Raw genomic sequence first — 22,956 nt, forward strand, 5'->3', positions numbered from 1 at the left:
CTTTGCAGCAAGCTTGCACGCGATCAACCCGCGCGCAGATGACCCGGCTCCGGATTGGCATGTCCTTGTCCCATCGCCTAGCCTGTTTATCTGCGACAACCGTCGGGAGTGCGTCATGGCAAGCATGCAAGCGTTGGTCTTCAAGGGACCCGGACAGATCGAACTCCGGGAAAAGCCGATTCCGGAAGTGGGGCCGACCGATGCGTTGATCCGCATCACGACGACCACGATCTGCGGCACCGATGTCCACATCCTCAAGGGTGAATATCCGGTCAAGCCGGGCCTGACCATCGGCCATGAGCCGGTCGGCGTGATCGAGAAGCTTGGCAGCGTGGTGACGGGCTACCGGGTGGGCCAGCGCGTGATTGCCGGGGCGATCTGTCCGAGCTTCCATTCCTATGCGTGCCAGGACGGGCGGCCTTCGCAGGACGGCCAGGCGCACGGCCATGGCTACAAGCCGATGGGCGGCTGGCGCTTCGGCAACACCATCGACGGCACGCAGGCCGAATTCGTGCTGGTGCCCGATGCCCAGGCGAACCTCTCGCCGATTCCGGATGGCCTGACCGATGAGCAGGTGCTGATGTGCCCGGACATCATGTCCACGGGCTTTGCCGGGGCGGAGCAGGCCAACATCAAGATCGGCGATGCGGTGGCGGTCTTCGCCCAGGGGCCGATCGGGCTCTGCGCCACGGCTGGCGCGCGGCTGTGCGGCGCGGGGATGATTATCGTGGTGGATGGGCTCGACGAGCGTCTGGCCATCGCGCAGAAGATGGGCGCGGATGCCGTGGTTAACTTCCGCAAGGTGGACGTCGTGGCGGAGATCCTGCGCCTGACCGGGGGGCGGGGCGTGGACGCCTCCATCGAGGCGCTCGGCACGCAGGCCACCTTCGAGGCGGCGCTGCGCGTGCTGAAGCCGGGTGGCACCTTGTCGAGCCTGGGCGTCTATTCGAGCGACCTGCGTATTCCGCTCGATGCCTTCGCCGCCGGGCTGGGCGACCATCGCATCGTGACGTCGCTGTGCCCGGGCGGCAAGGAGCGGATGCGGCGGCTGATGCAGGTGATCGAGACCAATCGCCTCGATCTCGGACCGATGGTGACCCATCGGTTCCCGCTGTCTCGCATCGTCGAGGCGTACGACCTGTTCTCGAATCAGCGTGACGGCGTGCTGAAGGTCGCCATCACGCCTTGACCGGCGTCAAACCGGCTCGGCCGGTCAGCCCTTGCGTGGCTTGACGCGGCTGGCCGCGTCCTTGGCACGCTCGCGGGCCACATCCACATTTTCGGCGTAGGCCAGCGCCACACCCATGCGGCGCTTTTCGAAGCTTTCCGGCTTGCCGAACAGGCGCAGCTCGGTCTGCGGCACGCGCAGGGCGTCGTCCACGCCGTCGAAGACGATGCCCTGGGCTTCCACGCCACCGTAGATCACGGCGCTGGCACCGGGGCTCTTGAGCGCCGTGCTGACCGGCAGGCCGAGGATGGCGCGGGCGTGGAGTTCGAACTCGTTCTGCCACTGGGTGATCATCGTCACCATGCCGGTGTCGTGCGGACGCGGGCTGACCTCGCTGAACCAGACCTGCTCGCCCTTGACGAACAGTTCCACGCCGAACAGCCCCTGGCCGCCGAGGTCGGCCGTCACCGCGCGGGCGATGTGCTGCGCCGTGGCGAGGGCCTTCGGGTGCATCGGGTGGGGCTGCCAGCTTTCCACGTAGTCGCCGCTGACCTGCACATGGCCGATCGGCTCGCAGAATTGCGTTTCCACCTGGCCATCGGCGCCCACGGCGCGCACGGTCAACAGGGTGATTTCGTAGTCGAAGTCGATGAAACCTTCCACGATCACGCGGCCGTGGCTCACGCGGCCGCCGGCCATGGCGTAGTCCCAGGCAGCCTTGACGCCCTCGGGGCCGTCGATCTTGCTCTGGCCCTTGCCGGAGCTGCTCATCACCGGCTTGACCACGCACGGGTAGCCGATGCCGCCGTCGATGGCGGCCTGGAGTTCCTCGAGCGAGTCGCAGAACTTGTACGGGCTGGTCGGCAGGGCCAGCGTTTCGGCGGCCAGGCGGCGGATGCCCTCGCGGTCCATGGTCAGCCGTGCGGCGCGGGCGGTCGGAATCACGCGGACCACGCCGGCGGCTTCCAGCGCCTCCAGCATCGGGGTGGCGATGGCCTCGATCTCGGGCACCACCAGGTCCGGGCGCTCGGCCTCGATCAGCGCCTTCAGTTGCTCGCCATCGCTCATGGTGATGGTGCGGGCGTGGTGCGCCACCTGCTGGCCCGGCGCGTTCTCGTAGCGGTCCACGGCGATGGTTTCCACGCCCAGCCGTTGCAGCGCGATCAGCACTTCCTTGCCGAGCTCGCCGGAGCCGAGCAGCATCACTTTGGTGGCGGAGGGGGAGAGGGGCGTTCCGAGGGTGGTCATGGCGGGGCGGAGGTCTGGGGTGAACGGATAAAGACCGCGATTGTATACGGGCAGGATCGGCGCTCCAACCTGCCGCAAAGCAAAACGCCCTGCCAGGGCAGGGCGTTTCACATGTGGCGTAATCGCCGCAGTACGCGACGGGTGCGCGCCTTAGTACGCGATCTTCGCCGTCAGGCTGATGGCGCGCGGGTCCGCCGGCTGGACGTAGCCAGCGTACTGGAAGCCCCAGTAGCGCTTGTTGGCGAGGTTGGTCAACGCTGCGCGCAGCGTCAGTTCCTTGCCCGCCACGCGGGTGTTGTACGAGGCGCCCAGGTTGAACACCGTGTAGCCGCCCGCCGTCAGGTCGCCCTCGGGGCGGACCTTGGTCGTCCCCGTGTACTTGCCGTCGAGGCCCACCTTCAGGCCCGGCACGAACGGAATGCGGTAGCTGATCCGGCCCGTGAGGATCCAGTTCGGCGCACCGGCCACGCGGTTGCCGATGTTCAGCTGGCCCTGGTCGTAGGAGCTGTCCAGGTACATCGCGCTGCCGCCCACTTCCCACTGCGAGCCGATCCGCGTGCTGCCGGCCAGCTCCACACCCTGGTAGATCGACTTGCCGTCCTGGACGAAGACCGGCAGGGAGCCGCCGTCGTTGCGGCCGAATTCCGTGCGCTGCTCGATGCGGAACAGTGCCGCCGTACCGGTCCAGAGACCCTGGTCCGTCTTGGCGCCCACTTCGTACTGGCGGCTCTTGGCCGGCGTCAGCGCGGCACCGGCGTTCGAGTAGAACGACGAGACGATGCCGCCGCCGTCGAACGACTCCACGTAGCTGGCGTACAGCGTGGTGCTCGGCATCGGCTTGAACATGATCGCCGCGGTGGGCGTGATCAGGCCGTTCTTGGTGAAGTTGGTGTTGCCGCCCGTGGTGCCGGGGAAGCCGTAGCCGTTCTGCTCGTAGTTGGTGACGCGCAGGCCGCCCAGCACCGACCATTGCTCGGTCAGGAACATGGTGTCGCTGACGAACGCCGACTTCTGCTCGGTGTCGCCGGCGCGGTACTTGTTGAAGCCGGTCTGGCTGTAGTACACGCCGGTGTACGGGGCGTAGATATTGCCGTCGGCCAGTTGCGTGTAGACCGAGTTGGTGCTGTAGCGGTCGATCTGCTTCTGCCAGCTCAGGCCGGCCACCAGTTCATGGCGGAACGGGCCGGTGCGGAACTTGCCTTCGACCATCGACGTCCAGTTGGTGAACTGCTGGCTTTCGGCGCCGTCGTAGCGGAAGTCGGTGTAGTCGCCCAGGCCGTTCTGCAGGTTGAGCGTGGTTTCGTTACGGCTGCGCGACTGCTTGCTGAAGCTGTAGGTCGTGCTGACGGTCCAGTCGTCATTGAGCCGGTAGCGCAGGCCGGTCTGGTACACCTGCAGGTTCGAGTAGAAGTGCGCGTCCGGGCCGGCGTACAGGCCGCCGCGACCGCTGACCACGCCCGGGAGCTGGCCGCCGGCGGGGATCTGGCCGGTGTAGAACGTCGGCGTGGCGCCCCAGGTGTTGCGGTCCTGGTAGATGCCGTCGAAGGTCCAGGTCAGGTCGCGCGTGATGCGTGCGTCCAGGCCCAGCGAGACCGAATTACGGTTGATGCCCACGGCATTGCTGGGCTTGCCTTCCTCGTGCGTCAGGTTCAGGCGGTAGCCGAACATGTTGTCCGGGCCGGCGCGGCCGCCCACGTCGACGTGCTCGGTCCACACGTGCGACGAGCGGTAGCCCAGTTCCACGCTGGCCGTGAACTGGTCGGTCGGGCGCTTCGTCACGTAGTTGATCGTGCCGCCCGGGTTGCCGAAGCCGTACATGAAGCCGGAGGCGCCCTTGAGCAGTTCCACCTGTTCGAGCTGTTCGTAGGGCAGCGTCAGGCCGTAGCTGATGAACGGCATGCCGTTGATCTTGTACGCGTTGCGCCAGTCGAGCTGCAGGCCGCGCACGGTGGTGTACGCCGCCCACGCGTTATTCGCGTTGCTGTTGTCGGAGACCGAGGCGTCGTTGAAGAACACGTCGCCGATCTTGGTCACCTGGCGGTCGGCCAGGTCTTCGCCGGTCACGATGGTCGTGGAGAACGGCGTGTCGAGCTGCGGGCGGCTGCCCAGGGCGCCGCCGGAGGCCTTCTTCTTCAACTGCGGCCCAATCTCGATTTCCTGCGCCGCGCTCACGGTCACGGCCGGCAGCGCCTGCTCGGACGGGGCGGCTGCCGCCGGCTCCGTGGTCTGGGCGAAGGCGACGCCACACAGCGGGAATCCGGTCAGGACAGCCATCCGGGCGAAAGCGGCCAGAGGGCGCACGCGCGACGGCGCGTGCTGCCGGCGCGCGGCATTGGGCAAGCAGGAAGTCATTGTTATGTTGGCTCGTAGGTGCGAATACTAACGGGAATGCGAACGATTCGCGTTAATGTGAAAAGACGAATGATCCTAGCCGAGCGTTGCGCCGTCAAGGAAAAGCCCGTGCGATGACGGTCTTTTGTGGTGTTTTTGCGATGATTTGCCGCGTCAGCGCAGCCCCAGCCGCGTCTCGAGCTGATGGGCCAGCGCCACGAGGCGCGGGCCAACCACCTTCTCGGCGGCATGGAAGGCCCCCGTTCGGGCCAAAACCCCGCAATTCAGCACGAACCAGCGTGAATCCACGCGCGCGCAGAGTGGCACCGCGAAGCCGAAGGCATCCCGCCGCCATTCGTCCCGGCTGGTGCAGTAGCCGTGCCGTGCCAGATCCTTGCGCGCCTGGGCCAGCGCCGGCGCGGCGCGGTGGAACGCCTCCGGGTCTTCCAGCCGCAGGCGGTTCAGCACGGGCGCGCTGGCCTCGGACGGCGCCCGGCACAGCCACGCCTTGCCGATGGCGGTGGCCAGCATCGGCATGGCGGCGCCCACATCGGGGGTGACCGCGAGGTCATGGGTGGCGAGCGCGGTCTCCACGTAGATCATCTGGGTCCGGTCCCGCACGCCCAGTGAGACCGCGCCGCCCACTTCGTCGGCCATCGCCTGCATCAGCGGGCGGGCGAGCTGGCGGATCGGCATGCCGCACAGCAACGGGTAGGCCGGCGCCAGCACCGCCGCGCCGAGGCGGTATTTGCCCAGCGCCACGTCGTGGCGCAGGTAGCCGAGCGCGGCGAGCGTGTGGGTCAGCCGGGCGACGGTGGACTTCGACAAGCCCGTGCGCAGCACGAAGTCCCGGTTGCCAAGCAAGGACTCGCCGGGGCGGTAGGCCAGCAGGATGTCGATGCCGCGCGCCAGCGTGGTGGCGAACTGGCGGTCGCGCTCGGGCGAGGCGGGGGCTTGGGGAAGAGGAAGCGCCATCAGCCGGCTCCCGCCAGCAGCATTTCCACCTCGTGCACCATCTCCATCAGGCCCGGGCCCATCCGTTCCTCCAGCATGCCGGGCGGCAGGCGGCTGGCCAGCACGCCGCAGTTGAAGATCAGGATCTCGCCGTCGATCAGCGTGCGCATCGGCACGGCCACGGCGTGCACGTCGCGCTGCCAGGCGCCCGGCGTGCGCGTGAAGCCGAGCCGCGCCAGATGTTCGATGGCTTCCGGCAGGGCCTCGGCATGCTCGCGCCAGTCGTCCGGTACGTGCTCGCGCAGGCCGGCGATGACCGGCGCGCGCACCGGTTCCGGGGCCTGGGCGAGCCAGGCGCGCCCCATCGCCGTGGTCAGCATGGGCAGCGAGGCACCGATCTCCGGGCGGAACGCGATGGCGTCGTGGCCCCGGATGGTTTCCACGTAGACCATATGCAGGCGGTCGCGCATGCCGAGCGAGACCGTGCCGCCCATGCGGTCGCTGAGGCGTTTCATCAGCGGGCGGGCCAGTTGGCGCACGCCCAGCGAGGCCAGCAGCGGATAGCCGAGCGAGAGCGCCGTGGAGCCCAGCCGGTAGCGGCGCAAGTGGCTGTCGTAGAGCAGCAGGCCCCGGGCGGCCAGCGTGTACGTCAGCCGGCTGATGGTGGCCTTCGACAAGCCGGTCCGGTCCGCCAGTTCCTTGTTGCTCAGCACCGTCTCGCCCGCGCGAAAGCACTGGAGCAACCCCAGGCCATGGGCCAGCGTGGTGGCGAACGCGGGATCGGGGTGATGGGGGCGAGAGGGCATGGGGTTAACCCTTGGTTTGCGGTCTTGGCCGCGCGGTTCCATAAGGGTAGACGATGTTCAAGATAGCGAAACATCGATAGTGCGAACGATGCGCCCCCCGTAGGCTCGATTCGATGCATCGCCTTTGCTGGTGCCGATTAGAGCGAGACACTGAATGATCAGAGACCCGGAAGTCTTCGATCCCTTCCTGCAAGCGTTGCAACGCTTCGTGCGTGAACGTCTGGTGCCGCGCGAGGCCGAGGTGGCGGAGCGCGACGAAGTGCCCGGCGACATCGTGGACGCGATGGCCGCGCAAGGCATGTTCGGCTATTCGATTCCCGAGGAATACGGAGGCGCGGGCATGACCACCGAGGAACTGGTGCTGGCGGCGATGGTGCTGTCGCAGTGCTCGGTGGCGTTCCGGGCCCGCGTGGGCACCAACACGGGCATCGGCTCGGAGGCGCTGGTGGCCGACGGCACGCCCGCCCAGAAGCGCCGCTACTTGCCGCTACTGGCCAGCGGCGAGGTGACTGGCGCCTTCGCGCTGACCGAGCCTGAAGCCGGCTCGGACGCCACCGCGCTGCAAACCTCGGCCCGGCGCGACGGCGACCACTACGTGCTGAATGGCACCAAGTGCTTCATCACCAATGCGCCCCTCGCCGGCCTGTTCACGGTGATGGCCCGCACGGACCCGGACACCGCCGGCGCGGCCGGCATCTCGGCCTTCATCATCCCGCGCGACACCCCGGGGCTCACCACCGGCGCGCCGTACCGCAAGATGGGGCAGGCCGGCTCGCCGGTCTCCGAGGTGTATTTCCACGATTGCCGCGTGCCGGCAGAGAGCGTGATCGGCGGCGAGCCGGGGCAGGGCTTCCGCACGGCGATGAAGGTGCTGAACAAGCAGCGCATCCACCTGGCGGCGCTGTGCACCGGGCCGGCCATCCGCATGTTGGACGACGCCGTGCGCTTCGTCACCCACCGCAAACAGTTCGGCCAGCCGCTGGCGGACTTCCAGCTCGTGCAGGGCCTGATTGCCGATTGCCAGACCGACATCCATGCGGCCCGCGCGCTGATCCTGGAGACCGCGCGCCAGCGTGACGCGGGCGCGGACGTGACCATGGAGGCGTCGATCTGCAAGTACTTCGCCTCCGAGATGTGCGGCCGCGTGGCGGACCGCTGCGTGCAGATGTTCGGCGGCTACGGCTATATCGCCGACTACGGCATCGAGCGTTTCTACCGGGACGTGCGCCTGTTCCGGCTGTACGAGGGTACCAGCCAGATCCATCAGTTGAATATCGCCCGGCGCACCATCGCGCAGGCGACGGCGCAGCGCTGAACGTGTAATGTCACATCCGGATAAAACCACCGGAGATGACAAAAATGTTCAAAGCATCTGTAGTCGTCGCAAGTCTTGCATGGGCGATGTTGGGCGTGGTGGGGGTGGCGCAGGCGCAGGGCGCGTACCCCAATAGGGTGATACGGCTCGTGGTGCCGTTCGCGCCGGGCGGCACGGCAGACATCGTCGCGCGCCTGCTGGCCGATCCGCTGCGCGAAGAGCTGGGCCAGACCGTGGTGGTCGAGAACAAGCCCGGGGCGGGCGGCAATATCGGCGGCGAGATCGTCGCCCGTGCCGCGCCGGACGGCTACACGCTGCTGCTGGCCAGCGCGGGGCCGACGGTGATCAACCCGAGCCTGTATCCGAAGATGACCTTCGACCCCGCGCGCGACCTCGCGCCGGTGACGATGATCTCGCGCGACTTCAACCTGATGGTGGTGAATGCCGGGCTGCCGGTGACCACGGTGAGCGAGTTCATCGCCTACGCCCGCACGCACAACGGGCAGGTCACCTTCGGCTCGCCCGGCAACGGCACGCCGGCCCAGCTGGCGGGCGAGCTGCTGAACCAGATGGCCGGCCTGCGCATGCAGCACGTGCCATACAAGGGCACCGGCCCGGCCGTGGCGGACCTCGTGGCGGGGCACATCACGGTGTTGATCGACAACATGCCCCCGCTGTGGCCGCACGTGCAGTCCGGCAAGCTGCGCGCGCTGGCGGTGGCCAGCGACAAGCGTGTGCCGATTGCCCCGGACGTGCCGACGGCGGAGGAGGCCGGGCTGAAGGGATTCACGGTCACGGCCTGGAAGGGCCTGATGGCGCCGGCCGGCACGCCGCGCGCGGTCATCGACCGGCTCAACCAGGCCACGCTGAAGATCCTGGCGCGGCCGGAGATGCGCAAGCGGTTGATCGACCAGGGCGCCGAGCCGGTCGGCAACACGCCTGAGCAGTTCGCCCAGCAGATCCGCGCGGACACCGCGTGGTGGGCGGCGCTGGTGAAGTCCACCGGCACGTCGCTGGATTGATTGGCAATGGTTTGATTGGCAATGGATAGATAGGAAAGGCTATGTCCCGATTTCTGGCTTACCGGCTTCACGCGCCCACGGCAGGGTCCAGCACCCCCACCGCCGGCTTTGTCGAACTGAACGTCGACGACCTGTCGCCCGGCGAGGTGCTGGTGCGCGTGGCGTGGTCGAGCCTGAACTACAAGGACGCGCTGGCCGCCGCCGGCATCAACGCCATCGTGCGGCAGTACCCGCGCATCGGCGGCATCGACCTGACCGGCACCGTGGCGGCCTCGTCCGACGCGCGCTTCCGTGAAGGCGACCTGGTGGTCGTGCATGGCTTCGGCATCGGCGTGGACCATGACGGCGGCCACGCGCAGTACGCGCGCGTGAAGGCGGACTGGGCGATGCCGCTGCCGGCCGGGCTCTCGCTGCGCGAGGCCGCCACGCTCGGCGCGGCCGGCTACACGGCCGGGCTGTGCCTGCACTGGATGGAGCACAACGGGCTGGCGCCGGCGCGCGGCAAGGTGGTGGTGAGCGGGGCGACGGGCGGCGTGGGCAGCATCGCCATCGACATGCTGGCGGGGCGCGGCTACGCCGTGACGGCGCTGACCGGCAAGGCTGCCGAACTCGACTACCTGCGCACGCTGGGCGCGGCGGAGATCCTGCCGGCCGAGGTGGCCAAGGGGACGGGCAAGCCGCTGGACCCGGCGCAGTGGGCCGGCGCCGTCGACGCCGTGGGCGGGGAGGTGCTGGCGTGGATGCTGCGCACGCTCCAGCCAGACGGCGTGGCCACGGCCTTCGGCAACGCGGCGGGCGCCCAGTTCGACGCCACCGTTCTGCCATTCATCCTGCGCGGCGTAAAGCTGATCGGCATCAACGCCAACAGCCCGATGGCGCTGCGCCGCGAAGTCTGGGCGAAGATCGCCGATACCTACCGCCCGCGCCACCTCGATCTGGTCGCCAACGAGATCGCCTTCCAGGACATCCCCGACGCCATGGCCCGCATGCTGGCGCGGCAGTCACGCGGGCGCTATCTGGTGCGGATGGGCGACTGACTTCGTAGCGGCGCTGCCCCTCTCCCCCGGCCCCTCTCCCGCAAGCGGGAGAGGGGAGCACCCAACTGGCATATCAACGCGACGGTGTTCTCCCCTCTCCCTCTGGGAGAGGGGCCGGGGGAGAGGGCACGCGCCTGCCGCAGCCGCAGCGGCCCCTACTGCATCAGCCCCAGCACAGTTTCAATCGCGCTCATCAGTTCCTGCAGCCGCAGCGGCTTGCCGCACACCGCGTCGAAGCCAGATTCGATGGCCGCGCGGCGGTCCTGCTGGCGGGTGAAGGCGGTCAGGGCGATGGCTGGCGTGCGCGCCCGCGAGGCCACCGCCTCGCGGATGCGCACTTCGCGGATCAGGTCGTTGCCATCGCGGCCGGGCAGGCCGATGTCGCTGATGATGAGGTCCGGCGTGGCGGCCTCGATTTCATCCAGCGCGGTCTCGCAGTCGCGCGCGGTGCGCACCCGCGCGCCGTCGTTCGACAGGATGGCCGACAGCGCCGCCGCCGCATCGTCATCGTCCTCCACCAGCAGCACGTCCAGCGCGTTCAGCGGCACGCCCGGCTGGATCGCCGCCACCTCGGCGCGCTCGGCGCCCGGTTCGGGCGAGCCCGGCTCCACCAGCGGAATCGAGACCTCGAACATCGCGCCTTTGCCCTCGCCATGGCTGGCGGCATGCACCGTGCCGCCGTGCATCTCGGCCAGATGCTTGACGATGGCCAGCCCGAGCCCCAGGCCGCCGTGCTGGCGCCGGTTGGCGTCGTCGCTCTGCGTGAAGCGGTCGAACAGCAGCGGCAGGAAGTCCGGGGAGATGCCACGTCCCTGATCGATCACGCGCACGCGCAGCGTCTCGGCGTCTGAGCTGGCCTCCACGCGCACCGCGCCGCCCTCGGGCGAGAACTTGATGGCGTTGGAGAGCAGGTTCCACAGGATCTGCTGGAAGCGCGCCGGGTCCAGCCAGGCGCGGGGGACCAGCGTGGCCGGCAGGATCACGTCCAGCGCCACGCGCCGCTCGGCGGCCTGCGCCTGCATGCTGTCCAGCGCGCCGCCGATCACATCGGCGGGGTTGGTCAACTCGCGCTCCAGCTTCATCTTGCCGACGTTGAGCATCGACACATCGACCAGATCCGCCACCAGCCGGCGCTGGATCGCGATATTGCGCTCCACCGCCGCCAGACCGCGCCGGCCTTCCTCGGACGCCACATGGCGGCTCAGTACATGGGTCCAGACCGAGATCACGTTCAGCGGGTTGCGCAGTTCGTGCGAGAGGATGGCGATGAAATCGTCCTTCATCCGGTTCAGCCGCTCCACGGCGGCGCGCGCGGCCTGCTCGCGCTCGATCAGCTGCTCGCGCTGGCGCTCCAGCAGCACGCGGTCGGTGATGTTGGACACCACGGCCACCTTCACGCCGTTCTCCAGCACGGCCGAGATGCTCCATTCCAGGTGCATGGTCTCGCCCTGCGCGTCGCGCAGCGGAAACGCGCCCTGCCAGCCGTCCTGCAGGTGCTGGCCGGTGGCCTCGGCCACGCGCGCCACCCAGTCAGGCGGCGCGAAGGCGGCCACGTGCTGGCCGATCAGCGCCTCCGCCGGGCGCTGCAACAGGCCCAGCATGGCCGGGTTCAGGTCGACGAAGCGCCCGTCCAGATCCAGCGTGCAGATACCGCCGATGGCCTGGTGGTAGATCGCCCGGAAGCGCGCCTCGCTCTCGCGCAGCGAGCGCTCGGCGGCGCTGGCGCGCAGCAGCGAGGAGATCGTGGCCACCAGCACGGCCGGCTCGGCCGGGTGGACCAGGTAGGCGCTGGCGCCAGCGTCCAGGCCGCGCACCTTGTCGTAGTCGGCCACGTAGGTGGCGGAGAGGTGTACCACCGGCACGGTGGCGGTCTCGGCGCGCTCGCGCAGGCGGCGGCAGACCTGAAAGCCGTCGATGTCCGGCAGGTTGACGTCGAGCACCACGGCGGAGACGCTGGTGTCGGCGCGTTGCAGCGCCTCCTGGCCGCTCTCGGCCTCGATGGTGCGGAAGCCGGCCGCGCTCAGCACGCGCACCGTGGCGTAGCGCGTGACCGGGTTGTCATCGACCACCAGCACCAGCGGCGGGGTGTCGCCCCTGCCGATGGCCGCTACGATGTGATCAGCCATGATGGTCTCCGGCAGGCGCGTCCGTTGGCACGGGCAGCGCCACCGGCACGGTCACGTAGAAGCGCGAGCCCACGCCGACTTCGCTCTCGAAGCCCACATGCCCGCCGAGCAGCTCCGCCAGTCGCTTGCTCAGCGCCAGCCCGAGGCCGGAGCCCCGGTAGCGCCGCTGCAGCGGGGAGTCGATCTGCACGAAGTCCTGGAACACCTCGCCGTGAGACTCCGCCGGGATGCCGATGCCGGTATCGCGCACGGAGAACGTGATGGTGTCGTCGCCGTCGCACACGGCCGAGACGCGGATCTCGCCGCTCGGCGTGAATTTCAGCGCGTTGGAGACGTAGTTGCGCAGGATCTGCGAGAGCTTGCGGTCGTCGCTGAACAGCTTGGGCACGTCGTGCGGGGCCTCGAAGATCAGCGACACCTCCGGGTTGGTCAGCACGGGCTTGAACATGCCGCGCAGGGCATCGAACAGCGCCACCATGTCGAACCAGGCCGGCGACACATCCACGCGGCCCGCCTCCAGCCGCGCCAGGTCGAGCAGGTCGTTGACCATCTCGGCGAACTCGGCGGCAGTGTCGCGCACGAACACCACCTGCTTTTCCTGCTCGGGGGTGAGCGGGCCGTCCACGCGGTCGATCAGCAGCCGGGTAATGCTCTGGATGGCGACGATCGGCGTGCGGAACTCGTGGCTCATATAGGCCAGGAAGCGGCTCTTCAGCTCGGTGGCCTGGCGCAACTGGTCGGCCTGGATGTCCAGTTCCGAGTACAGCGCCAGCACGCCGCGATTGGTTTCCTCAAGCTCGGCGCGCAGCGCCTCCACTTCCTGGGTGCGCGCCGCCAGCGCGGCCTGGAGTGCGGCGGGGTCGGTGTCGGGGGAGGCGGTCGGGTGGGTCGGGTGGGTGGGGTGGGTCATAGCGGCCAGTCTCACGGTGTCTTGCGGGGGCCCGGGGGCATCACCGCTGCGCGCGGCGAACCACCACGACGGTGGCATCGTCGCGGCCCCGGCAGAATTTCCAGAACACGAACGCGGCCACCAGCGACGGATCGCGCTGCAGCACGGCCGGGTCGTCCAGCCGCCAGCGCGACTGGATGCCATCCGAATGCACGATCAGCACGGCGTGCGGCGGCCACTCCACCTCCTGCTCCTGCACGGCCCGCATTTGCAGGCCGGCGGTGCCATTCTGGACCAGCAGCGTGCGGTCGTCGATGCCGGATATCACGCGCGCCATGACGTTGCCGGCGCCGGCATAGCGGATGCATTGGGCGCCGGCGTCCACGCGTGCGGCCGTCACGGCGGCGCCGCGCGTGGTGCGCAGCGCGCCGTGCGCCAGTTCCAGGTAGCGGCCGGGATGGCTGCCCCGGGCCCGGGCGAACACGGACAGCGCCACGGCGGCGGCTTCGGCGGCGTCGGGGCCGTGCCCCAGGCCGTCCGCCACCACCACGTCGGCGCGGTGGTCGTGCACGGCCACGCTCCAGCCGTCGCCGCTGACCGTCTCGCCCGGCGCGGCCACGCAGACCGCGCCCACGTCGAAGCCGTTGCTGGTGCGGCGCGCCGTGCCGCCAGCATCGCGCTCGCGGTAGAAGCGCGCCAGGATCAGCGTGCCCTGGCCGGGGCGGGTGTAGATGTCGAAGTCGTCGGCCAGCCGGCTGACCGCGCCGAGGCCCTGGCCTGCGCTGCCGCCGGTGGAATAGCCGTCCCGCAGGCAGGCCTGGAGGTCGGTCATGCCGGGGCCGTCATCGATCGAAATCAGCTCGATGGCGATGCCGTCGCCCAGTTGGCACGCTGCCACCAGCAGCCGGCCGCCCCGGGCGTGGTTGACGAGGTTGTTGCCCAGCTCGTTGACGGCCACGGCCAGCCGGCCGGACTGGATGGCATCGAAGCCGTGCCGCCCGGCCAGTTCGGCGGCGGCGCGTCGGGCCTCGCCCACGCGGCTGCGGTCGCCCATCGGCACGGCGATGTGCGGGCCCAGGTTGTTACTTCCACCGAGTGATGCTGACACAGGTTCCCTCGCCAACTTTGGTTCTGATGGCGAACTCGTTCACCAGCCGTTTGCTGCCCGACAGGCCCATGCCCAGCCCGCTGCCCGTGGTCCAGCCGTCGACCAGCGCCTGTTCCACGTCCGGAATGCCGGGGCCCTTGTCCTCGAAATGCAGCCGCAGGCCCTTGCGGATGCCCTCGGCCAGCATCTCCCAGCGCATTTCGCCGCCGCCGCCGTACACCACGGTGTTGCGGGCGAGTTCGCTGGCCGCCGTAATCATCTTAGTCTGCTCCACCAGCGAGAACTTCAGTTGGATTGTCAGCGTGCGCACCATCGCGCGCGCATGGACGATATCGCGCTCGTCCTTGAGCGGGGCGCTGCCCGTATCGGCCAGCTCGGTGGCCACGGCAGGGGTGGCCATCTCAGGCCACCCGCGCGGCGGCGTCGAGCATCTGCATGCCGCGCTCCACGCTCAGGGCCGTCTTCACGCCGCCCAGCGAGAGCCCCAGCTCCACCAGCGTGATGGCCACGGCCGGGCGGATGCCCACCACCACCGTGGTCGCGCCGAGGATGCGGCTGATGTCCGAGATGCTCACCAGCATGCGGCCGATGAACGAGTCCACCATCTCCAGCGCCGAGACGTCGATCAGCACGCCATGCGCGCCGGTCTGGTCGATGGTGGAGGCAATGTCTTCCTGCAACATCAATGCGGTCTGGTCCTGCATGTCGATCTGGATCGTGACCAGCAGGTTCTTGCCCATCCGCAGGATTGGAATCCGTTCCATGGCGCCTCCGGGTTCAGGCGGCGCGGGTGACGGTGTGGCCGGTCATGCGCATGGCCGTGGCCAGCGCGTCCGCCAGCGTGGACTTGGTGATGATGCCCTGCAGGTCGATGCCAAGATGGACGATGGTCTGCGCAATCTGCGGCCGGATGCCGCTGATGATGCTTTCCGCGCCCATCAGGCGGATGGCCGTGACGGTCTTCATCAGGTGCTGCGCCACGAGGGTGTCCACGGTGGGCACGCCGGTGATGTCGATGATGGCCAGCTCGGAGCCGGTGTTCACCAGGCGCTCCAGCAGCGTTTCCATGACGATCTGCGCGCGGCTGCTGTCCAGCGTGCCGATCACGGGCACCGCCAGCACGCCGTCCCACAGCTTGATCACGGGCGTGGACAGCTCCAGCAGTTCGTGCTGCTGGCGCATGATGATGTCCTCGCGCGTCTTCTGGTAGGTGGAGACGGTCCACTGCGCCATGCGGTCCACGATGGACGAGGCGGCCCAGACCACCTCGATCTGGCCCTCCACCTCGCCGCGATGGCGCTGCAGGCCATCGAACAGCGGGCGCTTGAGCGCCAGCACGAAGCCGCTGGTCACGTCGGCCGTCTCGCCCTGCGCCGCGCGGGCGGCGGACAGGTGCGACAGCGTGTCCCGCAGGGTGGTCCAGGCACGGCTGTCGAAGTTGCTCGCGTCGGCATCCGCCGACAGGCCGGTGTCAAGCGCCTTGAGAATGGCGCGCTGCTCGGTCTCGAGGTTCTGGCTCAGGCCGCGGCCGCCCGTGTAGGTGTGATATTCGGCGGTCCAGCCGCGCAGGATGGTGTCCGGGTCCTCGCGCAGGAGGTCCGCTAGTCGCTGGTTTTCTGGGCGCATGAAGGTGTGAAAGATGGGAGGGATCGGGCAAGGAGGCGTCCGCGGCTGACCACGCCGCACGGCAGGACGTTGAGTCGATTCTAGGAGAGATTCCTAGTCGACACTATCGGCGCCCGGCTGATTGACGCCGTATGGGAAATCGGCATTCCGCTCTCTAAGTGATGCATTGGTAACTTTGTGAGAATGCGCCGACAGCCGAACGGGACACCCCACGCTGGCCGGCGCCGCCCCGGGCCGACTACGCTGGATAAGGATCGTCAGGTCGGGAGGATTTCCGTGGATTGGCTCGATGCGCTGCAATGGCCCGCGATGGCGGTGACGGTGGCCGCCACCTGGCTGGTCGGCAGCCGCGCGGCGGGCCGTCGCAAGGTGGGCTTCTGGGTCTTCCTGGCCAGCAACGCGATGTGGGTGGGCTGGGGTTTCCATACCGGGGCCTGGGCGCTGGTGGTGCTCCAGTTCGCGCTGGCCGCGCTCAACGTGCGGGGCATGGCGGAGGCCCGCAAGGCGCGGCGCGCGGGGCCGTCCGCTACCTGACGCCCCGCCTATATATAGAGGGGGATGGATCCCGATGGCCGACCTGATCGTCGCGCGGCCGGAAGGGCTGTATTGCCCGCCCGGCGACTTCTATATCGACCCGTGGCGCCCCGTGGCGCGCGCCGTCATCACCCACGCCCATTCGGACCACGCGCGCTTCGGCCACGGCAGCTACCTCTGTGCCGCCCCCGGGCGCGGCGTGCTGCTGGCGCGGCTGCCGGGCATCGCGCTGGAGACGCTGCCCTACGGCGAAGCCATCACGCATCACGGGGTGCGGCTGAGCCTCCATCCGGCCGGACACGTGCTGGGCTCCGCCCAGGTGCGGCTGGAACATGGCGGGCAGGTCTGGGTGGCCTCCGGCGACTACAAGGTCGAGGCCGACGGCACCTGCGACCCGTTCGAGCCGGTGCGCTGCGACACCTTCATCACCGAAAGCACCTTCGGCCTGCCGATCTACCGCTGGCCGACGCAGGCCGCGCTGATGGCCGAGATCTTCGGCTGGTGGCAGGCCAACGCGGCGGCGGGGCGGGCGAGCGTGCTGTACTGCTACGCCTTCGGCAAGGCGCAGCGCATCCTGCACGGGCTGATGCGTCATGCGGGCGCGGACGTGGCGCTGCCGGGGCCCATCGTCGTGCATGGGGCGATGACCACGCTGAACCAGGCCTATGCGGATGCCGGCGTGGCCCTGCCACCCACCCTGACCACGGCGGACCTGCCGGCGCGCAGCCCGGCCCTGCGCCGCGCGCTGGTGGTGGCGCCGCCGTCCGCGCAGCGCTCCACATGGCTGCGCCGCTTTGGCGAGGCCGCCGATGCCTTCGCCAGCGGCTGGATGCAGTTGCGCGGCACGCGGCGCCGGCGCGGCGTCGATCGCGGCTTCGCGCTGTCCGACCATGCGGACTGGCCCGGGCTCCTTTCGGCGATCACCGCCACGGGCGCGCCGCGCGTCATCGTCACGCATGGCAACGTGCCGGTGATGGTGCGCTACCTGTGCGAGCAGGGCTGGCAGGCGCAGGCGTTCCAGACCGAGTATGGGGACGACGCCGGGGACGATGACGAGCCGTCGCAGGAGACCGTGGAAACCCCGGTCGAAACCCCGGAGGCAGCCCCATGAAAGCCTTCGCCGACCTCTACGCGGCGCTGGACGGCACCACGTCCAGCAACGCCAAGCTGGCGGCGCTGGTCGATTACCTGCGCGCCGCGCCGCCTGAGGACGCCGCCTGGGCGGTCTACTTCCTGTCCGGCGGCAAGCCGCGCCAGCTCGTGCCGGTGGCGATGCTGCGCGAACTGGCCCGGCAGGCCGCCGCGCTGCCCGCGTGGCTGTTCGAGGAAAGCTATCAGGCCGTGGGCGACCTGGCCGAGACCATCGCGCTGTTGCTGCCGGCCACGCCCCACATCGACACGGCCGGGCTGGCCGAATGGGTCGAGCAGCGCCTGCTGCCGCTGCGCGGCCAGCCGCCGGAGGTGCTGCGCGAGCGGCTCGATGCGCTCTGGCGCCCGCTCGACGCGCGCGGGCGGCTGGTCCTGTTCAAGCTGATCACGGGCGCGTTCCGCGTGGGCGTGTCGCGGCTGCTGGTCACCCGCGCGCTGGGCGAGGTGGCCGGGCTGGACGCCAAGCGCGTGGCCGAGCGCATGGTCGGCTACACCGACATCTCGCGCCGCCCCGATGCCGCGCACTACCTCGCGCTGATCGCCCCGGACGATGCCGGGACGGCGGCGGGCGAGGGCGCCCTCGCCACCTTGCAGCGCGGCGGCCAGCCCTATCCGTTCTTCCTCGCCCATCCCTTGCAGGCCCCGGTGGAGGACTTCGACACCGTGCTCGGCGCCCCGGCCCGCTGGCAGGTGGAATGGAAGTGGGATGGCATCCGCGCCCAGCTTGTGCGCCGGGCCGGCGCCACATGGCTGTGGTCGCGCGGCGAGGAACTGATCACCGAGCGCTTTCCCGAGCTGGCCGAAGCCGCCGCCACGCTGCCGGATGGCACCGTGCTCGACGGCGAGATCGTGATCTGGCAGGACCGCCGCGTGCAGCCGTTCGCCTTGCTCCAGCAGCGCATCGGTCGCAAGACGCTCGGCGCCAAGCTGCTGCGCGAGGCGCCGGCCATCCTGATGGCCTATGACCTGCTCGAATGGCAGGGCGAGGACTGGCGCGCCCGCCCGCAGGCCGAACGCCGCGCGCGGCTGGAGCAGGTGATTGCCGATCACGTCCACCCGGCGCTGGAGCTGAGCCCGCTGGTCGATGCCGACAACTGGGCGCGCTACGCCACGCTGCGGGAGACCTCGCGCGAACTGGGCGTGGAAGGCTTCATGCTCAAGGCCGCCGACGCCGCCTACGGCGCGGGGCGGACCAAGGACGTGGGCGTCTGGTGGAAGTGGAAGATCGATCCCTACACCGTGGATGCCGTGCTGATCTATGCCCAGCGCGGCCACGGCCGGCGCGCCAGCCTCTATACCGACTTCACCTTCGCGGTCTGGAACGCCCCGCCGGGCACGCCGGAGCGCGCGCTGGTGCCGTTCGCCAAGGCGTACTCAGGGCTGACCGATGCCGAGATGCGCGCGGTGGACGCCATCGTGCGCAAGACCACCGTGGAGTCCTTCGGCCCGGTGCGCAGCGTCACGCCGACACTGGTCTTCGAACTCGGCTTCGAGGGGATTTCCCGCAGCGGGCGGCACAAGAGCGGCATCGCCGTACGGTTTCCGCGCATGCTGCGCTGGCGCACGGACAAGCCGATCGAGGAGGCCGACACGCTGGCCACGCTGGAGGCGATGCTGCCGGGCGCCGCGCGCGCGGTGCCGGCCGAGGATGCCGCATGAGCGAGGCCGCACCGTTCGTCCGCGCCCCGCCAGTGGCTGAGACGCTGCCGGCGCTGTTCGCGGCCCGCCACTGGCAGCCGTTCGATTTCCAGCGCGACGTGTGGGACGCCATCGCCCACGGCCAAAGCGGGCTGCTCCACGCCACCACCGGCACCGGCAAGACCTACGCCGCGTGGCTCGGCGCGCTGCTGGCCTTCGCCGAACCGCCGGCCCGGGCCGGCGCCACGCCGCCGCCGCTCACCGTGCTGTGGCTGACGCCGATGCGCGCGCTGGCCGCCGACACCACGCGCGCCTTGCAAGCCCCGCTGGCCGAACTCGGCCTCGACTGGACCGTGGGCCTGCGCACCGGCGACACCGGCAGCAGCGAACGCGCCGCGCAGGCGCGCCGCCTGCCCACGGCGCTGGTAACCACGCCGGAGAGCCTCTCCCTGCTGCTGACCCGCGCCGACGCACGCGAGGCGCTGGGCCGCGTGCGTCTGGTCGTGGTCGATGAATGGCATGAGTTGATCGGCTCCAAGCGCGGCGTGCAGGTGCAACTGGCGCTGGCGCGGCTGCGGCAATGGCAGCCCGGGCTGATGGTCTGGGGACTGTCGGCCACGCTCGGCAACCTCGACCATGCCAGCGACGTGCTGCTGGCCGGCCTGCCGGACGATCGCCGGGTGCTGGTGCACGGCCACACGCCGAAGACGCTGGTCATCGACACGCTGCTGCCGGACGCCGCCGGGCGCTTTCCGTGGGCGGGGCATCTCGGCCTGTCGATGCTGCCGCACGTGGTGCGCGAACTGGAATCCACCAGCACCGCGCTGGTGTTCCTCAACACGCGCTCGCAGGCCGAACTCTGGTATCAGGCCCTGCTCGATGCGCGGCCCGAGTGGGCCGGCCAGATCGCGCTGCACCACGGCTCGCTGGACCGCGCCGTGCGGGACTGGGTGGAGGTGCATCTCAAGAACGGCGCGCTGCGCGCCGTGGTGTGCACGTCGAGCCTGGATCTGGGCGTGGACTTCCTGCCCGTGGAGCGCGTGCTCCAGATCGGCTCGCCCAAAGGCGTGGCGCGGCTGTTGCAGCGCGCCGGACGGTCTGGCCATGCGCCGGGGCGGGCGTCGCGCGTGACCGTGGTGCCCACGCACAGCCTGGAACTGGTGGAAGCCGTGGCGGCGCGCAACGCGGTGCGCGCTGGCCGTATCGAGGCGCGCGAGTCCCCGGACAAGCCGCTCGACGTGCTGGTCCAGCATCTGGTGACGGTGGCGCTCGGTGGCGGCTTCCGCGCCGATGACCTGCTGGCCGAGGTGCGCACCACCTGGGCCTATCGCGCGCTGAGCGACGAAGAATGGCAGTGGTGCCTCGACTTCGTGCGGCAGGGCGGGAGCACGCTGTCCGCCTATCCCGACTATCGCCGGGCGATGCCCGACGAGGCCGGCGTCTGGCGCGTGCCCGATGCCCGGCTGGCGCGCCGGCACCGCATGAGCGTGGGCACCATCGTCAGCGATGCCACGATGCAGGTGCGATTCTGGACGCGTGCGGGCAGCGGCGGGGCCTCGCTGGGCACGGTGGAGGAGGGCTTTATCGCGCGGCTGGCGCCCGGTGACTGCTTCCTGTTCGGCGGCCGGCTGCTGGAACTGGTGCGCGTGCAGGAGATGACCGCCTACGTGCGCCGCGCGGCCGGCAAGCGGCCCTCGGTGCCGCGCTGGAACGGCGGCAAGATGCCGCTTTCCACCGAACTGGCCGAGGCCGTGGTCGATACGCTCGAAGCCGCCCAGCTTGGCCACCTCGACCCGGCCAGCACGCCCGAACTGCCGCTGATCCAGCCGCTGGTAGACCTGCAGGCGCGCTGGTCGGCGCTGCCCACGCGCGGCACGCTGCTGGCCGAGACCCTCCATTCGCGCGAAGGCTGGCATCTGTTCCTCTATCCGTTCGCGGGCCGCTCGGTGCATCTGGGGCTGGGCAGCCTGCTGGCGTGGCGGCTTGGGCAGCAGGTGCCGGCGACCTTCTCGGTGGCCGTGAACGACTACGGGCTGGAACTGCTGGCCTCGGCGCCGCTCGACTGGGCGCACTGGCTGCCGCTGGTGCTGGCCGAGGAACGCCAGCGCGACCTGGCCGCCGACGTGCTCGGCAGCCTGAACGCGGGGGAGCTGTCGCTGCGGCGCTTCCGCGAGATCGCCCGCGTGGCCGGGCTGATCTTCCAGGGCTACCCTGGCGCCCACAAGAGCGCGCGCCAGTTGCAGGCGTCATCGAGCCTGTTCTACGAGGTCTTCCGCAAGCACGACCCGGCCAACCTGCTGCTCGGGCAGGCCGAGCGGGAGGTGCTGATGCAGGAGTTGGACGCCCACCGCCTGGCCGACACGCTGGCCCGGCTGTCCGCGCTGCGGCTCGATCTGCACGCGCTGAAGCGCCCCTCGCCGCTGGCCTTTCCGCTGGTGGTGGAATTCCTGCGCGAGAAGCTCAGTACCGAGAAGCTGGCCGACCGCATCGCCCGCATGCTGGCCGAACTGGAGGCGGCGGCGGGGCCGGTGGGGGATACCGTCGATGCTGATGCCGATGCCGCGCAGGTGGCCGAGGTGGCGCGCTTCGGCATGGCCGATCACGTCAAGTCAGGTGGCCGCAGTGGTGGAAGAAGCGGGGCCAGCGGCCGCGCACGTCGCTCGGGGCGCCCGCGCAAGCCATCGAAACCGCTCCCGCTGCTATGAGCCAGCCAGACGCCGCCACGTTGCATGCCTTCGGCGCCCAGGCCGTGGAAGTGGCCGGGGAGACGCTGTGGCTGCTGCCCGAGCACGCCATCTGGTGGCCCCGCGCGGCGATGCTGCTGGTGGCGGACGTCCACATCGGCAAGGCCGCCGCGTTCCGGGCGCTGGGGCAGCCGGTGCCGCCCGGCACCACGGCCGAGAACCTCGCCCGGCTGCACGCGCTGGCCGTGCGCTATCCGGCGCGGGAGCTGGTGTTTCTGGGCGATTTCCTGCACGCCCGCGCCGCGCGCACGGCGGCGGTCATCGTCGCGCTGCACGACTGGCGCCGGGCGCTGCCGGCCCGCGTGCGCTGCACGCTGGTGCGCGGCAACCACGACACCCACGCCGGCGACCCGCCGCCGGAACTCGGCATGACCGTGGTCACGGAACCGCTGCGGGCCGGCCCGTTCGCGCTGTGCCATATGCCGGGCGCTTCCCCGGACGGCTATGTGCTCGCGGGCCACCTCCATCCGGCCGTGGTGCTGCGCGGCAGCGGTGCCGACGCGCTGCGGCTGCCGTGCTTCGTACTGGGGGAGCATGGCGCGATCCTGCCGGCCTTCGGCGCCTTCACGGGCCATGCCACGATCCGGCGCGCGCCGGGGGACCGCATCTATGGGGTGGGCGACGGGCGGGTCTGGCCGGTGCCGCCGCGCGCCAGTTCGTAGTAGTGCGGGATGCGCAGCAGCGCGTAGTCGGCGGCAGCGAAGCGCACGGTGTTGCGGTCGCCGTCGAAGCGCCGCGTCTCCGTGAACACGGCCAGCGGGGCAGTGCGGCCCGGCATCCGCAGCACCCACGCGAAGCACTGCGTGCCAGCCGGGGTGTCGTCGGGCGCGTTGCCGTCGGCCACGCCCGTGTTGGCAATCGCCAGATTGGCATCGGCCAGACGCAGCACGCCGTGCGCCATGGCCAGCGAGACGGCCTCGCTGGTCAGCCCGTGGCGACGGATGACTTCCTCGGGCACACCCAGCACCGAGGTCTTGATGTCGGGCGCATAGGCCACCACGGCGCAGCGCAGCACGTCGCCGCAGCCGGGCACCTCGGCAATGCGCGACGCGATCAGCCCGGCCGTGCACGACTCCGCCGTGGCCAGCCTGAGACCATGCCGCGCAAGGAAATGCGCCGTGTCCCGGATTTCAGGACTTTCTTTCATGTCGATGCCTTGTCGAGTGATGGCGTGGAGGGGCAGGTTTTGTGCCAGCGCGGCTGGAACCGCCGGCCCTCTCCCCCGGCCCCTCTCCCGCAAGCGGGCGAGGGGAGCACACCG

20 protein-coding genes are annotated in these 22,956 nt (G+C 70.0%); 9 read left to right on the forward strand and 11 right to left on the reverse strand.

Going from position 1 to position 22,956, the window contains the following annotated elements:
* Positions 1 to 115 precede the first annotated feature (115 nt).
* Positions 116 to 1,189 (forward strand): NAD(P)-dependent alcohol dehydrogenase, encoded by a 1,074-nt coding sequence (locus BM115_RS10200; RefSeq protein WP_092293229.1) that lies wholly within the window; start codon positions 116 to 118, stop codon positions 1,187 to 1,189.
* A gap of 24 nt (positions 1,190 to 1,213) precedes the next feature.
* Here BM115_RS10200 and purT read toward each other — a convergent pair whose 3' ends face one another.
* The 4 genes from purT to BM115_RS10220 all read right to left on the reverse strand — a co-directional run bounded on the left by purT (position 1,214) and on the right by BM115_RS10220 (position 6,507).
* Positions 1,214 to 2,416, reverse strand: a complete 1,203-nt coding sequence (purT, locus tag BM115_RS10205) for a formate-dependent phosphoribosylglycinamide formyltransferase (RefSeq protein WP_092293231.1) — start codon at positions 2,414 to 2,416, stop codon at positions 1,214 to 1,216.
* 150 nt (positions 2,417 to 2,566) lie between these two features.
* A complete protein-coding gene (locus BM115_RS10210) occupies positions 2,567 to 4,768 on the reverse strand; it encodes a TonB-dependent siderophore receptor (RefSeq protein ID WP_092293233.1) in 2,202 nt (733 codons plus the stop codon).
* Between the two features lie 153 nt (positions 4,769 to 4,921).
* The gene (locus BM115_RS10215) at positions 4,922 to 5,722 is read right to left on the reverse strand and encodes an IclR family transcriptional regulator (RefSeq protein WP_092293235.1); all 801 of its coding nucleotides are present in this window, start codon (positions 5,720 to 5,722) and stop codon (positions 4,922 to 4,924) included.
* Positions 5,722 to 6,507 (reverse strand): IclR family transcriptional regulator, encoded by a 786-nt coding sequence (locus BM115_RS10220; RefSeq protein ID WP_092293237.1) that lies wholly within the window; start codon positions 6,505 to 6,507, stop codon positions 5,722 to 5,724. The genes BM115_RS10215 and BM115_RS10220 overlap by 1 nt, the downstream gene beginning before the upstream one ends.
* A gap of 154 nt (positions 6,508 to 6,661) precedes the next feature.
* Between BM115_RS10220 and BM115_RS10225 the strand changes: the two genes are divergently transcribed.
* The 3 genes from BM115_RS10225 (at position 6,662) to BM115_RS10235 (ending at position 9,881) form a co-directional block, all read left to right on the forward strand.
* Entirely contained in the window at positions 6,662 to 7,822 is a 1,161-nt protein-coding gene (locus BM115_RS10225) for an acyl-CoA dehydrogenase family protein (protein ID WP_092293239.1), read from the forward strand.
* A gap of 86 nt (positions 7,823 to 7,908) precedes the next feature.
* Positions 7,909 to 8,844 carry a Bug family tripartite tricarboxylate transporter substrate binding protein gene (locus BM115_RS10230; RefSeq protein ID WP_255370766.1) on the forward strand — a complete coding sequence of 312 codons (936 nt, stop codon included), beginning with the start codon at positions 7,909 to 7,911 and terminating at the stop codon, positions 8,842 to 8,844.
* 41 nt (positions 8,845 to 8,885) lie between these two features.
* Positions 8,886 to 9,881 (forward strand): oxidoreductase, encoded by a 996-nt coding sequence (locus BM115_RS10235; RefSeq protein WP_092293243.1) that lies wholly within the window; start codon positions 8,886 to 8,888, stop codon positions 9,879 to 9,881.
* A 155-nt stretch (positions 9,882 to 10,036) separates the two neighbouring features.
* On the opposite strand, the gene BM115_RS10240 is transcribed toward BM115_RS10235, so the two are convergent.
* The 6 genes from BM115_RS10240 to BM115_RS10265 are packed head-to-tail and all read right to left on the reverse strand — an operon-like array spanning position 10,037 to position 15,630.
* Positions 10,037 to 12,007 carry a hybrid sensor histidine kinase/response regulator gene (locus tag BM115_RS10240; RefSeq protein ID WP_092293245.1) on the reverse strand — a complete coding sequence of 657 codons (1,971 nt, stop codon included), beginning with the start codon at positions 12,005 to 12,007 and terminating at the stop codon, positions 10,037 to 10,039.
* Positions 12,000 to 12,917, reverse strand: coding sequence for a sensor histidine kinase (locus BM115_RS10245; protein WP_092293247.1), 918 nt, complete (start codon positions 12,915 to 12,917; stop codon positions 12,000 to 12,002). Before BM115_RS10245 ends, BM115_RS10240 begins: the two co-directional genes overlap by 8 nt.
* A gap of 40 nt (positions 12,918 to 12,957) precedes the next feature.
* Positions 12,958 to 14,004: an ATP-binding protein gene (locus BM115_RS10250; protein ID WP_255370757.1), complete on the reverse strand. Its 1,047-nt coding sequence runs from the start codon at positions 14,002 to 14,004 to the stop codon at positions 12,958 to 12,960.
* On the reverse strand, positions 13,979 to 14,404 hold the full coding sequence (locus BM115_RS10255) for an anti-sigma regulatory factor (RefSeq protein WP_177219884.1): 426 nt from the start codon (positions 14,402 to 14,404) through the stop codon (positions 13,979 to 13,981). The genes BM115_RS10250 and BM115_RS10255 overlap by 26 nt, the downstream gene beginning before the upstream one ends.
* 1 nt (position 14,405) lies before the next feature.
* On the reverse strand, positions 14,406 to 14,768 hold the full coding sequence (locus BM115_RS10260) for an STAS domain-containing protein (RefSeq protein ID WP_092293251.1): 363 nt from the start codon (positions 14,766 to 14,768) through the stop codon (positions 14,406 to 14,408).
* A gap of 13 nt (positions 14,769 to 14,781) precedes the next feature.
* Entirely contained in the window at positions 14,782 to 15,630 is an 849-nt protein-coding gene (locus BM115_RS10265; protein ID WP_092293253.1) for an STAS domain-containing protein, read from the reverse strand.
* A gap of 276 nt (positions 15,631 to 15,906) precedes the next feature.
* On the opposite strand from BM115_RS10265, the gene BM115_RS10270 reads away from it, so the two are divergent.
* The 5 genes from BM115_RS10270 to pdeM are packed head-to-tail and all read left to right on the forward strand — an operon-like array spanning position 15,907 to position 22,357.
* Positions 15,907 to 16,164 (forward strand): hypothetical protein, encoded by a 258-nt coding sequence (locus tag BM115_RS10270; RefSeq protein WP_092293255.1) that lies wholly within the window; start codon positions 15,907 to 15,909, stop codon positions 16,162 to 16,164.
* 34 nt (positions 16,165 to 16,198) lie between these two features.
* The gene (locus BM115_RS10275) at positions 16,199 to 17,275 is read left to right on the forward strand and encodes a ligase-associated DNA damage response exonuclease (RefSeq protein ID WP_092293257.1); all 1,077 of its coding nucleotides are present in this window, start codon (positions 16,199 to 16,201) and stop codon (positions 17,273 to 17,275) included.
* Positions 17,272 to 18,972 carry an ATP-dependent DNA ligase gene (locus tag BM115_RS10280; RefSeq protein WP_092293259.1) on the forward strand — a complete coding sequence of 567 codons (1,701 nt, stop codon included), beginning with the start codon at positions 17,272 to 17,274 and terminating at the stop codon, positions 18,970 to 18,972. The genes BM115_RS10275 and BM115_RS10280 overlap by 4 nt, the downstream gene beginning before the upstream one ends.
* A complete protein-coding gene (locus tag BM115_RS10285; RefSeq protein ID WP_092293261.1) occupies positions 18,969 to 21,656 on the forward strand; it encodes a ligase-associated DNA damage response DEXH box helicase in 2,688 nt (895 codons plus the stop codon). The genes BM115_RS10280 and BM115_RS10285 overlap by 4 nt, the downstream gene beginning before the upstream one ends.
* Positions 21,653 to 22,357 carry a ligase-associated DNA damage response endonuclease PdeM gene (gene pdeM, locus BM115_RS10290; RefSeq protein WP_092293263.1) on the forward strand — a complete coding sequence of 235 codons (705 nt, stop codon included), beginning with the start codon at positions 21,653 to 21,655 and terminating at the stop codon, positions 22,355 to 22,357. Before BM115_RS10285 ends, pdeM begins: the two co-directional genes overlap by 4 nt.
* Here the strand turns inward: pdeM and BM115_RS10295 are convergent.
* The gene (locus BM115_RS10295; protein ID WP_092293265.1) at positions 22,303 to 22,842 is read right to left on the reverse strand and encodes a CinA family protein; all 540 of its coding nucleotides are present in this window, start codon (positions 22,840 to 22,842) and stop codon (positions 22,303 to 22,305) included. The two genes, pdeM and BM115_RS10295, sit on opposite strands and share 55 nt — an antisense overlap.
* Between the last annotated feature and the right edge of the window lie 114 nt (positions 22,843 to 22,956).

The organism is Cupriavidus sp. OV096 (assembly GCF_900115455.1).
Lineage (GTDB): Bacteria > Pseudomonadota > Gammaproteobacteria > Burkholderiales > Burkholderiaceae > Cupriavidus.

Excerpts from the sequence above, each read along its gene's own strand:
- BM115_RS10200 (WP_092293229.1), top strand. The coding sequence starts at position 116 with ATGGCAAGCATGCAAGCGTTGGTCTTCAAGGGACCCGGACAGATCGAA.
- purT (WP_092293231.1), bottom strand. The coding sequence starts at position 2,416 with ATGACCACCCTCGGAACGCCCCTCTCCCCCTCCGCCACCAAAGTGATG.
- BM115_RS10210 (WP_092293233.1), bottom strand. The coding sequence starts at position 4,768 with ATGACTTCCTGCTTGCCCAATGCCGCGCGCCGGCAGCACGCGCCGTCG.
- BM115_RS10215 (WP_092293235.1), bottom strand. The coding sequence starts at position 5,722 with ATGGCGCTTCCTCTTCCCCAAGCCCCCGCCTCGCCCGAGCGCGACCGC.
- BM115_RS10220 (WP_092293237.1), bottom strand. The coding sequence starts at position 6,507 with ATGCCCTCTCGCCCCCATCACCCCGATCCCGCGTTCGCCACCACGCTG.
- BM115_RS10225 (WP_092293239.1), top strand. The coding sequence starts at position 6,662 with ATGATCAGAGACCCGGAAGTCTTCGATCCCTTCCTGCAAGCGTTGCAA.
- BM115_RS10230 (WP_255370766.1), top strand. The coding sequence starts at position 7,909 with ATGTTGGGCGTGGTGGGGGTGGCGCAGGCGCAGGGCGCGTACCCCAAT.
- BM115_RS10235 (WP_092293243.1), top strand. The coding sequence starts at position 8,886 with ATGTCCCGATTTCTGGCTTACCGGCTTCACGCGCCCACGGCAGGGTCC.
- BM115_RS10240 (WP_092293245.1), bottom strand. The coding sequence starts at position 12,007 with ATGGCTGATCACATCGTAGCGGCCATCGGCAGGGGCGACACCCCGCCG.
- BM115_RS10245 (WP_092293247.1), bottom strand. The coding sequence starts at position 12,917 with ATGACCCACCCCACCCACCCGACCCACCCGACCGCCTCCCCCGACACC.
- BM115_RS10255 (WP_177219884.1), bottom strand. The coding sequence starts at position 14,404 with ATGGCCACCCCTGCCGTGGCCACCGAGCTGGCCGATACGGGCAGCGCC.
- BM115_RS10260 (WP_092293251.1), bottom strand. The coding sequence starts at position 14,768 with ATGGAACGGATTCCAATCCTGCGGATGGGCAAGAACCTGCTGGTCACG.
- BM115_RS10265 (WP_092293253.1), bottom strand. The coding sequence starts at position 15,630 with ATGCGCCCAGAAAACCAGCGACTAGCGGACCTCCTGCGCGAGGACCCG.
- BM115_RS10275 (WP_092293257.1), top strand. The coding sequence starts at position 16,199 with ATGGCCGACCTGATCGTCGCGCGGCCGGAAGGGCTGTATTGCCCGCCC.
- BM115_RS10280 (WP_092293259.1), top strand. The coding sequence starts at position 17,272 with ATGAAAGCCTTCGCCGACCTCTACGCGGCGCTGGACGGCACCACGTCC.
- BM115_RS10285 (WP_092293261.1), top strand. The coding sequence starts at position 18,969 with ATGAGCGAGGCCGCACCGTTCGTCCGCGCCCCGCCAGTGGCTGAGACG.
- pdeM (WP_092293263.1), top strand. The coding sequence starts at position 21,653 with ATGAGCCAGCCAGACGCCGCCACGTTGCATGCCTTCGGCGCCCAGGCC.
- BM115_RS10295 (WP_092293265.1), bottom strand. The coding sequence starts at position 22,842 with ATGAAAGAAAGTCCTGAAATCCGGGACACGGCGCATTTCCTTGCGCGG.